The 12,178-nt window shown below is 65.0% G+C and carries 16 protein-coding genes; 10 read left to right on the forward strand and 6 right to left on the reverse strand.

Annotated elements, in window-relative coordinates; translation table 11 throughout:
• Nucleotides 1–754 (forward strand): alpha/beta fold hydrolase (locus ACE3SN_RS05175; RefSeq protein ID WP_374528132.1); only part of this gene is annotated, 754 nt, incomplete at its 5' end.
• Nucleotides 755–782: 28 nt separating this feature from the next.
• Here ACE3SN_RS05175 and ACE3SN_RS05180 read toward each other — a convergent pair.
• Nucleotides 783–1,025, reverse strand: coding sequence for a GlsB/YeaQ/YmgE family stress response membrane protein (locus tag ACE3SN_RS05180; RefSeq protein ID WP_374528134.1), 243 nt, complete (start codon nt 1,023–1,025; stop codon nt 783–785).
• 725 nt (nt 1,026–1,750) lie between these two features.
• Here ACE3SN_RS05180 and ACE3SN_RS05185 point away from each other — a divergent pair.
• From ACE3SN_RS05185 to ACE3SN_RS05215, 7 genes are all read left to right on the forward strand, one after another.
• The gene (locus tag ACE3SN_RS05185; RefSeq protein ID WP_374528198.1) at nt 1,751–3,679 is read left to right on the forward strand and encodes a ribonucleoside-diphosphate reductase subunit alpha; all 1,929 of its coding nucleotides are present in this window, start codon (nt 1,751–1,753) and stop codon (nt 3,677–3,679) included.
• 127 nt (nt 3,680–3,806) lie between these two features.
• On the forward strand, nt 3,807–4,187 hold the full coding sequence (locus ACE3SN_RS05190) for a PepSY domain-containing protein (protein WP_374528136.1): 381 nt from the start codon (nt 3,807–3,809) through the stop codon (nt 4,185–4,187).
• 125 nt (nt 4,188–4,312) lie between these two features.
• The gene (locus tag ACE3SN_RS05195) at nt 4,313–5,371 is read left to right on the forward strand and encodes a ribonucleotide-diphosphate reductase subunit beta (protein ID WP_374528138.1); all 1,059 of its coding nucleotides are present in this window, start codon (nt 4,313–4,315) and stop codon (nt 5,369–5,371) included.
• A complete protein-coding gene (locus ACE3SN_RS05200) occupies nt 5,368–5,694 on the forward strand; it encodes a DUF1294 domain-containing protein (RefSeq protein ID WP_374528139.1) in 327 nt (108 codons plus the stop codon). The genes ACE3SN_RS05195 and ACE3SN_RS05200 overlap by 4 nt, the downstream gene beginning before the upstream one ends.
• Nucleotides 5,695–5,796: 102 nt before the next feature.
• The gene (locus ACE3SN_RS05205; protein WP_374528141.1) at nt 5,797–6,021 is read left to right on the forward strand and encodes a hypothetical protein; all 225 of its coding nucleotides are present in this window, start codon (nt 5,797–5,799) and stop codon (nt 6,019–6,021) included.
• 117 nt (nt 6,022–6,138) lie between these two features.
• Entirely contained in the window at nt 6,139–6,426 is a 288-nt protein-coding gene (locus ACE3SN_RS05210) for a DUF1330 domain-containing protein (RefSeq protein WP_374528143.1), read from the forward strand.
• Between the two features lie 99 nt (nt 6,427–6,525).
• Nucleotides 6,526–7,173: a hypothetical protein gene (locus ACE3SN_RS05215; RefSeq protein WP_374528145.1), complete on the forward strand. Its 648-nt coding sequence runs from the start codon at nt 6,526–6,528 to the stop codon at nt 7,171–7,173.
• Here ACE3SN_RS05215 and ACE3SN_RS05220 read toward each other — a convergent pair.
• The 3 genes from ACE3SN_RS05220 to ACE3SN_RS05230 form a co-directional block, all read right to left on the reverse strand.
• On the reverse strand, nt 7,170–7,307 hold the full coding sequence (locus ACE3SN_RS05220; protein WP_374528147.1) for a hypothetical protein: 138 nt from the start codon (nt 7,305–7,307) through the stop codon (nt 7,170–7,172). The genes ACE3SN_RS05215 and ACE3SN_RS05220 overlap by 4 nt on opposite strands.
• 91 nt (nt 7,308–7,398) lie before the next feature.
• Nucleotides 7,399–7,800, reverse strand: a complete 402-nt coding sequence (locus ACE3SN_RS05225) for a hypothetical protein (protein ID WP_374528149.1) — start codon at nt 7,798–7,800, stop codon at nt 7,399–7,401.
• On the reverse strand, nt 7,797–8,132 hold the full coding sequence (locus ACE3SN_RS05230) for a hypothetical protein (protein ID WP_374528150.1): 336 nt from the start codon (nt 8,130–8,132) through the stop codon (nt 7,797–7,799). Before ACE3SN_RS05230 ends, ACE3SN_RS05225 begins: the two co-directional genes overlap by 4 nt.
• Nucleotides 8,133–8,323: 191 nt before the next feature.
• On the opposite strand from ACE3SN_RS05230, the gene ACE3SN_RS05235 reads away from it, so the two are divergent.
• Complete coding sequence (locus ACE3SN_RS05235) at nt 8,324–8,635, forward strand: hypothetical protein (protein WP_374528152.1); 312 nt, start codon at nt 8,324–8,326, stop codon at nt 8,633–8,635.
• Here ACE3SN_RS05235 and wecC read toward each other — a convergent pair.
• On the reverse strand, nt 8,613–9,941 hold the full coding sequence (wecC, locus tag ACE3SN_RS05240) for a UDP-N-acetyl-D-mannosamine dehydrogenase (protein ID WP_374528154.1): 1,329 nt from the start codon (nt 9,939–9,941) through the stop codon (nt 8,613–8,615). The genes ACE3SN_RS05235 and wecC overlap by 23 nt on opposite strands.
• Entirely contained in the window at nt 9,925–11,073 is a 1,149-nt protein-coding gene (gene wecB / locus ACE3SN_RS05245; protein WP_374528156.1) for a non-hydrolyzing UDP-N-acetylglucosamine 2-epimerase, read from the reverse strand. The genes wecC and wecB overlap by 17 nt, the downstream gene beginning before the upstream one ends.
• An 80-nt stretch (nt 11,074–11,153) precedes the next feature.
• Between wecB and ACE3SN_RS05250 the strand changes: the two genes are divergently transcribed.
• Nucleotides 11,154–12,152 (forward strand): GDP-mannose 4,6-dehydratase, encoded by a 999-nt coding sequence (locus tag ACE3SN_RS05250; RefSeq protein ID WP_374528158.1) that lies wholly within the window; start codon nt 11,154–11,156, stop codon nt 12,150–12,152.
• Nucleotides 12,153–12,178: the final 26 nt, after the last annotated feature.

Genomic DNA, 12,178 nt, shown 5'->3' on the forward strand with positions numbered 1-12,178 from the left:
CGAGGCGCTGGTCGGCCACGGCTACCACGTGATCCGCTATGACAACCGCGACATTGGCCTCAGCCACAAGTTCGAGGAAGCCGGCGTCCCCGAAATCCCGGCAGTCGTCGGCGCGATGATGTCTGGCCAGACGCCGGACGTGCCCTATACCCTTTCCGACATGGCCTTCGATGCCGCCGCGCTGCTTGATGCGCTGGGGATCGATTCGGCCCATGTGGTCGGCGGATCGATGGGCGGGATGATCGCGCAACTTGTCGCGGTCAACCACCCCGAAAAGGTCAAAAGCCTGACCTCGATCTTCTCCACCACCGGCAACCGCGATCTGCCTCCGGCCAAGCCTGAAGCCATGGCCGCGCTGCTCGGCCGCCCGGCCGATGGCGATCTCGAAACCCTGGTCGCAGCCGCGATCAACACCGCCCGCGCCATCGGTAGCCCGGGCTATCCCGCGCCGGAGGAGCGGATCCGCGCGAATGCCATGCGCGATATCCAGCGCAGCTTCTACCCGCAGGGCATGGCCCGCCAGTTCGCCGCAGTCGTCGCCGATGGTGACCGGCGCGAGCGGCTGAAACGCGTGACCGCGCCGACCCTGGTGATCCACGGCGAGGACGATCCGCTGGTCCCGGTCGAGGGCGGACACGATACCGCCGCGCACATCGCGGGCGCGAAGCTCCACACCATTCCCGGCATGGGGCACGACCTGCCGCTGGAACTGGTCGGGGAAATTGCCGCCGCGATTGCCGCCCACGCGCGCTAGGGTGCGGCCCGGATGAACCGAGCGGCGCCTAGAGCAGGTGCCGCCCGATGAAGATCAGCGCCATCGCGCCGATAATCGAGGCTAGGCAGCCCGCGCGGTTGACTTCCGCGCCATAGCGTCCGCCGCCAGCAACCAGGCCGGCGAGCAGCGAACCGCCAATGCCGAGCAGGATCGTCATGCCCAGTCCCATATGGACCGGGCCGGGATAGAAGAACTGGGCCGCCCAGCCGATCAGCAGACCGCCGACGATCGCTCCAATGACGTTGAACATGGATATGGTACTCCAGGCCGCGAACAGACCCCATTGGTAGCAGGTGTATTGCTGATATCAAGCACCACGCCGGGGTCTTTCGATGCGAATTTGCACCCCGCTTTGGCAACAAAATTTCCGGGCTCGATTCTATCCGTGTCAACGCTCCGGAAGGGCTGTCCCCAACCAAAAATTTTTTCACAGATTCACTTTGACTCTTGCGCGCCGCGCCAGCCCACGGTTTCCGGCGCGTCGCTGCATCGCGGGATGGCGTGGCGCGCCCCAATGCCCCCCTCCGAACACGGTTACCGCGTATTTACCCTCTTGCGCCTGATTCGGAACGAGGCACTATGGATAGTGGTCCGGCATACGGGGGGACCTCTAGACCTAGATTTGGCCACCAGGGCGCCAAGCGCGCAGCGGGTGGGGATTCGGTCGGGAATCAAGCCCCCCTTCGCCAAGTGGCTGGGGACGGAATGGGGATAAGTTTTTCACCTTTCGTTCCCCGATTTGATAGGATGGGCGCTTGCCCGCCGATTCGAACGAAAATGGAACATTAAGGCGGTTCAATCCGTCGGGGCGACTGGTTCAGAACACGGGGGCAGCAAGTGGATTTCAGGAACGGAGACGAGCCGACGATGGCCGAGGTTGATGCAGTGCTTGCAAATGCAGGGGCAGATGCGGGAACTGCGCCCGAGGCACCGGCAACGTCCAAGAAGGAGGCGGGCGAAGGCCCGGCGCTGCCGATGACGGAAAAGAACGATGGCTCGACCGACCTGGTCGAAAAGATGGGCGCCGAGGCTCTGGCCGGCGCGCTGGGCGAAGTGGCCAAGGCTGCTGCCGCGCCCAGGGATGACAGCAAGGCGATCCACGACCGCCGCTTCACCATCGTCACCGACGAAAGCCGCGACGCGCTGCTGACCGATTTCGGCAAGGAAACGCTCGACGACCGCTACCTGCTGCCCGGCGAAAAGTACCAGGATCTCTTCGCCCGCGTCGCCGCCGCCTATGCGGACGACCAGGACCACGCCCAGCGGCTCTATGACTACATCTCGAAGCTGTGGTTCATGCCGGCCACCCCGGTGCTGTCGAACGGCGGCACCAATCGCGGCCTGCCGATCAGCTGCTACCTCAACTCGGTGGCCGACAGCCTCGAAGGCATCGTCGGCACCTGGAACGAGAACGTCTGGCTCGCCAGCCGCGGCGGCGGGATCGGGACCTATTGGGGCAACGTGCGCGGGATCGGCGAGCCGGTCGGCCTCAACGGCAAGACCAGCGGGATCATCCCCTTCGTGCGCGTGATGGACAGCCTGACCCTGGCCATTTCGCAGGGTTCGCTGCGGCGCGGCTCGGCGGCCTGCTACCTTGACGTGTCGCACCCGGAAATCGAGGAATTCCTCGAAATCCGCAAGCCCTCGGGGGACTTCAACCGCAAGGCGCTCAACCTCCACCACGGCGTGCTCCTCACCGACGAATTCATGGAAGCCGTGCGTGACGGCGCCGAATTCGAACTCAAGAGCCCCAAGGACGGCTCGGTGCGCGGCAAGGTCGATGCCCGCAGCCTGTTCCAGAAGCTGGTCGAAACCCGCCTCGCCACGGGTGAGCCCTACATCGTCTTCTCCGACACCGTGAACCGCATGATGCCCAAGCATCACCGCGATCTCGGCCTCAAGGTCTCGACTTCGAACCTGTGCTCGGAAATCACCCTGCCGACCGGCAAGGACCACCTTGGCAACGATCGCACGGCAGTGTGCTGCCTCTCCAGCCTCAACCTTGAAACCTGGGAAGAGTGGAACGGCGACGAACGCTTCATCGAAGACGTGCTGCGTTTCCTCGACAACGTCTTGCAGGACTATATCGACCGCGCGCCCGACGAGATGGCCCGCGCCAAGTATTCGGCAATGCGCGAACGCTCGGTCGGCATGGGCGTGATGGGCTTCCACTCGTACCTGCAGAAGAAGGGCGTGGCCTTCGAAAGCGCGATGGCCAAGGCGCTCAACTTCAAGATGTTCCGCCACGTCGCCGCCAAGGCCGATGAAGCCAGCCTGCTGCTCGCGCAGGAACGGGGCGCCTGCCCGGATGCCGCCGACATGGGCGTGATGCAGCGTTTTTCGTGCAAGATGGCGATCGCGCCAACCGCCTCGATCAGCATCATCTGCGGCGGCACCTCGGCCTGCATCGAGCCGATCCCGGCCAATATCTACACCCACAAGACCCTGTCGGGCAGCTTCGTGGTGAAGAACCCGTACCTCGAAAAGCTGCTCCAGTCGAAGTCGAAGGATTCGACCAACGTCTGGAACTCGATCCTCGAACACGGCGGTTCGGTCCAGCACCTCGACTTCCTCAGCCCCGAGGAAAAGGCCGTCTACAAGACCAGCTTCGAAATCGACCAGCGTTGGCTGCTCGAATTCGCGGCGGACCGCACCCCCTATATCGACCAGGCGCAGTCGCTGAACCTCTACATCCCGGCCGACGTCGAGAAGTGGGACCTCATGCAGCTGCACTTCCAGGCGTGGGAAAAGGGCATCAAGAGCCTCTATTACCTCCGCTCGAAGTCAGTCCAGCGCGCGGGCTTCGCCGGCGGCGTGGAGGCGGACAACACCGCCAATGCGCCGGTGATGGAACTCAGCGCCGGCGGCCAGACCGATTACGAGGAATGCCTCGCCTGCCAGTGAGGTGTTCGTCCGGCCATGCGCATCCACCGCATCGATCTGTTACAATTGACGACCATTCGCGGCTTGCCGCGCGCGGCCGCGCCGGCTTGGGACAGGGTTCCATTCCCCTCCCAAGGAGTTCAAGATAATGCGTAAATGGCATCGCTGGCTGTCGGTCTTCTTCGGCGTGTTCCTGCTCTGGATCGCGGTGACGGGCGTGCTCAGCCAGGTCGTCCCGCTGCTGCCTGTCAGCGCGCCCGCGCCCGCCGCCGAAACGGCCAAGCCCGCGTTCGTCTGCCCGGAAGACTACACCTGCCGGCCCAAGCCCCAGCCGGGTGATCCGCGCGCGCTGGTCGGCACGTTGCACCACCTGCACTCGGGCGAAAGCTTTGGCCCGGTCGGCGTGGCGATCGCCACCCTGTCGGGCTTTGCCATGGTGTTCTTCAGCTTTTCGGGGCTGTGGCTCTACATCCAGATGTGGCGCAACCGCGCCGCACGCAGCGCCAGCCCGCGCTGGTTCTGGAACTGATGCTCCGCGCCCCCGCCTTGTCCCTTGGGAACGCACCGAGTGTTCCACAGTTCTTGCCCCGCGCATGCCTTGGCAGCGCGGGGGCGCCGCCTATCATCCCAGCTTTCCGTCCGGAGTCGTAACCCATGCCTCTTCTCGAAGCCCGCAAGACCTACAAGCCCTTCGAATATCCCTGGGCCTACGATTACTGGAAGCGCCAGCAGCAGGTGCACTGGATGCCCGAGGAAGTCCCCCTGGGCGAGGACTGCCGCGACTGGGCGCAGAAGATTTCCGAGCATGAGCGCAACCTGCTCACGCAGATCTTCCGCTTCTTCACCCAGGCCGACGTGGAAGTGCAGGACTGCTACCACGAAAAGTACGGCCGCGTGTTCAAGCCGACCGAAGTGAAGATGATGCTGGCCGCCTTCTCCAACATGGAGACGATCCACATCGCGGCCTACAGCCACCTGCTCGACACGATCGGGATGCCCGAAACCGAATACGGGATGTTCCTCGAATACGAGGAAATGAAGGCCAAGCACGATTACCTCGCCACCTTCGGGGTGGAAACGGACGAGGATATCGCCCGCACGCTCGCCATGTTCGGCGGCTTTACCGAAGGGCTGCAGCTGTTCGCCAGCTTCGCCATGCTGATGAACTTCCCGCGCTTCAACAAGATGAAGGGCATGGGCCAGATCGTGTCCTGGTCGGTGCGCGACGAATCGCTCCACTGCGAAGGCATCACCCGCCTGTTCCACGCTTTCGTCGCGGAGCGCGGCTGCCTGACCAAGGCGGTCAAGGAAGACATCATCGATTGCTGCCAGAAGACCGTGCGGCTCGAAGACGCGTTCATCGACCTGGCCTTCGAACAAGGCCCGGTGCCGGGGATGAGCGCCAAGGAAATCAAGCGCTACATCCGCTACATCGCCGACTGGCGCTTGGGCCAGCTGGGCTTCCAGCCGATCTACATGATCGAGGACCACCCCCTGCCCTGGCTCGCTCCGCTGCTCAACGGCGTGGAACACGCCAACTTCTTCGAAACCCGCGCAACGGAATATTCGAAGGGCGCCACCCGCGGCAGCTGGAACGACGTCTGGTCCAGCTTCGACGCCCGCCGCAAGGCCAAGGGCGCGGAAGCGGCGAACGAAGCCGGCGATGCGGGACAAGAACCGGATATGTTCGGCGGGACTGTCGCGGCGGAGTGATTGCGCCCGACTGGGGTGTTCAGTTCCTCACCCCTGCCAACATCGCCACCGCCTTCGTCGCACTGAACTTCATCGCCTTCTCCGCGTTCGGTCTCGACAAGGCGCGCGCAAAAGCTGGGGCGTGGCGCGTGCAGGAATCGACCCTGCTGCTGTTTGCGCTGCTGGGCGGAACGCTTGGGGCCTATGCCGGGCGGCGGGTGTTTCGGCACAAGACGCGCAAGCAGCCGTTTTCGGGCCAGCTTCATGCCATCGCCGTGCTGCAAGGGCTGGGGCTGGGTGCCTGGGCCGGGTGGCAAATGGGCGCGTGGCAGCTCGGCGGCTGAACGCCGGCCGGCAAAACTTGATCCCGGTCAGCGACGGGGCCTAACCTGCGCGCGAGGGTTGCTTCCGCCGAATCCCCCTCTCGGCGTTCAGGAGACAGACCGATGACCACCCGCTATCGCACCCTTATCGCCCTTGGCGCCGCTGCCGCCGCGCTTTCGCTCGCCGCCTGCGGCAAGAGCGAGGCCCCCGCGCCCGAAGCCACCAGCGCCGCGCCCGAGGCGCAGTCGACCGAGTGGACCCAGGAAAACCCGACCGAGGCCGCCGTGCCGGTCGACCTGCCGACCACGGCGGTGACCAACGCTCCGGCAGAGCCCGCCGCCAAGTAACAAGCACCCCGGGCGCTGCCCGCGCCCGCGAAAGAATTGCCGCGCGCGTCCTTCCCAAGGGCGCGCGCGCTGTGCATCATGGGGTGTCAAACCAACACAAAAGAGAGGAATTGCCGCATGGCTGCATACATCGTCTTCATCAAGGAACGCGAACACGACGCTGGCGCGATGGCCACCTATGCCGGCATGGCCGGCCCATCGATGGCCGGGCACAACGTCAAGCCGCTGGTCGTCTATGGCGCGATCGAAACGCTGGAAGGGCCGGAAGCGGCCGGCAGCGTGATCGTCGAGTTCCCGACGATGGAAGAAGCCCGCGCCTGGTACAATTCGGACGCCTACCAGGAAGCGCGCAAGGTGCGCTTCTCGGCCGCGGATTACCGCGTATTCCTGACGCAAGGGCTCTGACCCGCGGCGGCGCGCGGGCCGCTTGCCCACCTGGCCCCGGCTGGCTAGGCTGGCCCCGGTTCGCGCGCCAAACCCTTGTTGAATACGGGGAGCTTTTGCATGCGTCTGACCCCACTGGCCTTGTTCGGCGCGATCGCCCTGGCCTCTGCCGTTCCCGTTCATGCCATTACCGAAGAGCCGGCCGCCACGTTCGATCTGGCGAATACCGCCCCGGCCGAGCGCGGCAAGCTGGTCGAACTGCCGCAGGGGGCGGGCTGGATCCATTACGATCCCGATGGCTGGTACAACATGATCGTGCTGGAAAAAGGCGGCATGCAGGTCAGCCCGCCGCCCGATGCGGGGTTCAAGTACACTTACCGCAAGGACGGATCCTATACGATGGTGGTGGTCACCAAGAAGCCAGCCAAGGCCACCGCCCAGGCCAGCGCGCAGGATCTTGAAGCCATGGCCATGGCGATGAACGCCAGCGGTTCCGCCTTTGCGCCAAACGATCTGCCGGTCACCAGCCACAAGGTGATCGAAATGGGCAAGACCGACGCCAGCAAGCGCCCGGTCCTGATGGCGACCTGGGAAGGCGCGATCACCGAGGATGGCCAGACCACCTATTACGTGATGGGCATCGTGCCCACCCGCAAGGGGCTGCTCTATGCGCACTGCTTCAGCGACAAGTCGGCCGACTTCTGCCGGCTGATCCTGACCCAGGGCCTGCGGATGGAGCGCGGCGCCTATCAGGCGCCAGGCAGCTAGCCGGCGCGGCGGTCCGCTCCGCTGCCCCGATCGCCCTTGCGGCGATCGGGGAAGGGCAGCGGCGCGGTCTGCTGCTTGCGGCGATCTTGCGCGCGGCGGTCTTCCCCGCGCGGCGTCTGCTTTTCGGTCTGCATCGGCAGGACCTTTCGCTGGCCCCCGGCAAGGCACGGCTGCCTCCGGGCGGACTTCGAAGGCAGAGCATAGGGCAAAGGGTTTAGCGGGGCGTTAACTGCCGCGAACCGGCCGCCAGACAAGGCCCGGTAGCGCGCCGAAGCCGATCTGCCCGGCCAACCCCAACCGTCCTTCCGGGCTGGTCAGCGCGCTCGCCCAGCCGCCCAGCGTCGCGCCGAACAGCTGCGTGGCGAGCAGCACCTCGCTGCCGATCAGCAGCGCAAAGGCAATCCCGCCCATCGCCAGAGCGGCGTTATGGCTGGGCAATGGGCGGCGCGCATGGAGCCGGCGCGCGAAGACCCAACTGGCTGCCAGCATGATCGGCAGTTCGATCGCCAAGGCCCATTTGAGCCCGACGCGCGGCGCCAGCCACAGCACCCGCACCGCCCCCAGCACAAAGCCGAGCGCGAAGATCCCGACCCAGTAGGAAGCGGCATTGGCAAGAATGCGCGTCACGCCCGCACGCCGAGCAACACGCGCCGCATGTCGCCCTTTTCAAGGTGCAACAGGACCAGCAGGTAGCCCATCAGGAAACCGCCGCCCAGAAAGAAGGCCATGATCGCCAGCACCCAGCCGCCCAGGGTCCAGCCATTGCGCCAGCCAGTCCACAGTGCCGAAAGCGCCAGCATCGAGAGGAAATCGGCATTGAACTGGCCCGGCCAGTGCCCCTGCGCGATATCTCCGAAGAATACCGGCAACAGGTTCAGCCCGTCGCGCCCAACGACGAAGGCGGTAAAGGCCACCAGCGCGGTCCAGGCCAGGATCAGGTAAAGGCGTAGTGCGGTCATCGCGGCAAACTCCCCCATGCTGGGGATGAGACTGCCCCACTTGCGCGGCCGTGGGAAGCCCTGCCTGGCAGCCGGGGCGCGATCCCGCAGTGGTTGGGCAATGGCCCGGATTCGCAGTTTTCGCCCGAACGAGACTATGGTATTCTAAGCATCGGGCCGCGCATCAACCCGGGATCGAGGGAGATTGCGCTGTGAGACAGTATCGGGGGGTTGCCGGCGGTGCGCTGGCTTTGCTCACGCTGGCCGTGGGCCCGGCGGCAAGTGCGACCAATTACGGCATCTATCTGGGGGCCTGCAGGCAGCCCGATGCACCTTACTATCGCGGGCCATCGAAGCCCTCAAAGCCAAGCTGCGCGGTCATGCGCAACTGCCCCGATTGGGAAGTGAGCGAATACCGCAACAAGTCGCAGGTATTCCCCTCAGCGATGCGGCGCTACGCCAGCGATGTCCAGGCTTTCAACGAGCAGGCAGCCGAATTCGTCAGATGCATGACCGAGGATTGAAGACCCGCCAGCTGGCAAGCCGCAGCGGATCGGCAGCGGACGATTGTTTGGGCTGGTCAAGCCAGATCCCGCGCGTGTCATAGACCACGTGCCCGGCGCGTTCGGCCAGCGGCACGGCCTTGAACTGGTCGTGATCGACCAGCACGATCAAGATCTCGGCCTCTTCCAGCGCGGTGTCGATGTCGATCAGCGTTGCGGCGGTGCCCGAGAACTCCTTGGGCAGTTCGGCGGCATAGGGTTCGACCACCGAGACGCGGTCCCCGTACTTGCGGGCCAGCGTGACGGCCACAAGCCGCGCCGGGCTTTCGCGGAAATCGTCGATGTTGGCCTTGAAGGCGAGGCCGAGGCAGGCGATCCGCTTGCCAGGGTTGGCTTCGATCAGGGCTTCGGCGCGGGCGATCACGTGGTGGATCTTGCCATCGTTGACCCCGCGCGCGGTGCGGATCAGCGGGGTCTGTTCGGGCGCGCCGTGGACGATGAACCACGGATCAACCGCGATGCAGTGCCCGCCGACACCCGGCCCCGGGGTGAGGATGTTGACGCGCGGATGGCGGTTGGCCAGCCGGATCACTTCCCACACGTCGAGCCCCATCTTGTCGGCCACGATCGACAGTTCGTTGGCAAAGGCGATGTTGACGTCGCGGTAGGCGTTCTCGACCAGCTTGGTCATTTCGGCGCTGCGGGCATCGGTAGTCACGCAGGTGCCGCGCACGAAGCGCTTGTAGAAGGCCAGCGCCTTGCGCGCGCAGCGCGGGGTGATGCCGCCGATCGAGCGGTCGTTATTGGTCAGTTCCTCGAGGATCTTGCCGGGCAGCACGCGCTCCGGACAATAGGCTATCGAGATGTCAGGCGTCTCGCCGGTCAGGCCCGGGCACTTGAGGTCGGGTCGGCGCGCGGCGATGAGGTCGCGCAGCTGCTCGGTCGTGCCGACGGGCGAGGTCGATTCCAGGATCACCGTGTCCCCGGCCTTGAGCACGCGGGCAACGGCCTCGCCAGCGGCAAGGACATAGGAAATATCGGGCGCGTGGTCCGCGTCGAACGGGGTCGGCACCGCGATCACGAAGACGTCGGCAGGGGCCATTTCGGTGGAGGCGGAAAGCAGTCCGCGCGCGACGACGCCCTGAACCAGGCCGTCCAGGTCGACTTCCTCGATGTGGATTTCACCGCGGTTGATCGTTTCGACCACACTGGGCGACACGTCGATGCCCAGCACGCGGCACCCGGCACGGGCGACGATGGCGGCAGTAGGCAGTCCGATATAACCGAGGCCGACGACGCAAACGTCGGGCTTAACGTCCGATTTCATTCCCAAGCAGCTCCACGATCCGGCGCGCGGCCTGCCCGTCCCCGAAGGGATTGTGGGCGCGGGCCATCTGTTCGTAGGCAGCCTTATCGTCGAGAAGGTTGAAGATTTCGGAAACAATCCGAGTGGTTTCGGTGCCGACCAGCTTCGCGGTTCCGGCCGTGACGCCCTCGGGCCGCTCGGTCGTCTCGCGCATCACCAGCACCGGCTTGCCGAGCGCTGGCGCCTCTTCCTGCACGCCGCCGGAATCGGTCAGCATGATTTCGGCGAGGCCCAGCAGGCGCGCGAAGTGCGGATAGTCGAGCGGTTCGATCAGCGCGACGTTATCGAGCCCGCTCAGCGCCGTGTTCATCACCGCGCGGACATTGGGGTTGAGGTGGACGGGAAAGATCACCGCCACGTCATCGCGCGCGGCAATCTGGCGGATCGCTTCGGCGATGTTTTCCATGCCGCCGCCGAAGTTCTCGCGGCGGTGGCTGGTCACGCCGATGATCCGCTTGCCCGCAAAGCGCGCTTCGAGGTCGGCCAGGCCGCCAGCGAGTGCGGGATTGGTGGCGATCCGCTGCGAAACCCAGTGCAGCGCGTCGATCACGGTGTTGCCGGTCACGTGGACCCGGGCGGGATCGACCTGTTCGGCGATCAGCGCGCCCGCCGAAACGTCGGTCGGCGCGAAATGCAGGCTGGCGATGGTGCCGATGATCTTGCGGTTCACCTCTTCGGGCCAGGGGTGATAGATATTGCCCGAACGCAGCCCCGCCTCGACATGGTCGACCGGCAGCTTGCGGTAATAGGCGGCTAGCGCTCCCGCCATCGCGGTGGCGGTATCGCCCTGCACGATCACGCGGGCGGGCTGTTCAAGGTCCATCACCCGCCCCAGCTCGGTCAGCAGCGCGGCGGTCAGCCCATCGAGCGTCTGGTCGGGCTTCATCAGGTCAAGATCGTGGTCGGGCACGATCCCGGCGATCTCGAGCACCTGGTCGAGCATCTGGCGGTGCTGCGCCGATACGCAGACCACCGGCGTGAAGCGCGGATCGGCGTGCAGCGCGGCGACCACGGGAAACAGCTTGATCGCCTCGGGACGGGTCCCGAAAACGACCATGATCTTTTGGGGGAGGATCTTTTGCGGCTCGGTCATGGAAATTTGCCCTAACAGCCATGGGTTAACCATGAAATAAGAGCGGCGCGATAGAGGCAGGCCCGATTAAAGGAATCGCCATGCGTGTACTGGTTACCGGCGCTGCCGGGTTCATCGGATTTTGCCTTGCCGAGCGCCTGCTGGCGCGCGGCGACATCGTGATCGGGATCGACAACCTCAACGACTATTACCAGGTCAGCCTGAAGCGCGACCGGGTGGCGGCGCTTGCCGCGCAAGGCGGCAACCGCTTTACCTTCCACCACCTCGATTTCTCGGACATGGCGGCGCTGGACGCCGCGCTGGAAGGCACCGAGATCGACCGGATCGTCCACTTGGGGGCCCAGGCCGGGGTGCGCTATTCGATCGAAAACCCCCACGCTTATGTGCAGTCGAACCTGGCGGGCCACGTCAATCTGCTCGAACTCGCCCGCCACCGCGCGGTGGAGCACATGGTCTATGCCAGCTCCTCGTCGGTCTATGGCGGCAACGCCAAGCTGCCGTTTGCGGTAGAGGACCGGGTCGATCACCCCGTCTCGCTCTATGCCGCAACCAAGCGCGCAGACGAGCTGATGAGCGAAACCTACGCCCACCTGTTCCGCCTGCCGCTGACCGGCCTGCGCTTCTTCACGGTCTATGGTCCGTGGGGGCGGCCCGACATGATGCTGTGGAACTTCACCCGCCGGATTCTCGCGGGTGAGCCGATCCCGGTATTCAATCATGGCGACATGTACCGCGACTTCACCTACATCGACGACATCATCGCCGGAGTGGTCGCCTGCCTCGACCATGCGCCCGGCGATGACGGCACCGAAAAGGCCGGGGGCAGCGTCAAGCCGCACGCGCTTTACAACATCGGCAACAATCGCTCGGAACACCTGATGAAGGTGGTGGGCCTGCTGGAAGAAGCCTGCGGCAAGAAGGCGGAAATCGAATTCCTGCCGATGCAGCCAGGTGACGTTCACAAGACCTATGCCGATATCACCGCGATCCAGCGTGATCTGGGCTATGCCCCCACCACCGCAATCGAGGTCGGTGTCCCCAGCTTTGTGCGCTGGTTCAGGGACTATCACCGCGTCTGACACTTGAAGCGGCGCGCTCCATCGGC

This window comes from Novosphingobium sp. (assembly GCF_041915465.1).
In the GTDB taxonomy this organism is placed as follows: domain Bacteria; phylum Pseudomonadota; class Alphaproteobacteria; order Sphingomonadales; family Sphingomonadaceae; genus Novosphingobium.

Bases quoted from the DNA above. Each gene is read 5' to 3' on its own strand.
- ACE3SN_RS05180 (WP_374528134.1), bottom strand. From the start codon at position 1,025: ATGTTCAACGTCATTGGAGCGATCGTCGGCGGTCTGCTGATCGGCTGG.
- ACE3SN_RS05185 (WP_374528198.1), top strand. From the start codon at position 1,751: ATGACGGAAAAGAACGATGGCTCGACCGACCTGGTCGAAAAGATGGGC.
- ACE3SN_RS05190 (WP_374528136.1), top strand. From the start codon at position 3,807: ATGCGTAAATGGCATCGCTGGCTGTCGGTCTTCTTCGGCGTGTTCCTG.
- ACE3SN_RS05195 (WP_374528138.1), top strand. From the start codon at position 4,313: ATGCCTCTTCTCGAAGCCCGCAAGACCTACAAGCCCTTCGAATATCCC.
- ACE3SN_RS05205 (WP_374528141.1), top strand. From the start codon at position 5,797: ATGACCACCCGCTATCGCACCCTTATCGCCCTTGGCGCCGCTGCCGCC.
- ACE3SN_RS05210 (WP_374528143.1), top strand. From the start codon at position 6,139: ATGGCTGCATACATCGTCTTCATCAAGGAACGCGAACACGACGCTGGC.
- ACE3SN_RS05215 (WP_374528145.1), top strand. From the start codon at position 6,526: ATGCGTCTGACCCCACTGGCCTTGTTCGGCGCGATCGCCCTGGCCTCT.
- ACE3SN_RS05220 (WP_374528147.1), bottom strand. From the start codon at position 7,307: ATGCAGACCGAAAAGCAGACGCCGCGCGGGGAAGACCGCCGCGCGCAA.
- ACE3SN_RS05230 (WP_374528150.1), bottom strand. From the start codon at position 8,132: ATGACCGCACTACGCCTTTACCTGATCCTGGCCTGGACCGCGCTGGTG.
- wecC (WP_374528154.1), bottom strand. From the start codon at position 9,941: ATGAAATCGGACGTTAAGCCCGACGTTTGCGTCGTCGGCCTCGGTTAT.
- wecB (WP_374528156.1), bottom strand. From the start codon at position 11,073: ATGACCGAGCCGCAAAAGATCCTCCCCCAAAAGATCATGGTCGTTTTC.
- ACE3SN_RS05250 (WP_374528158.1), top strand. From the start codon at position 11,154: ATGCGTGTACTGGTTACCGGCGCTGCCGGGTTCATCGGATTTTGCCTT.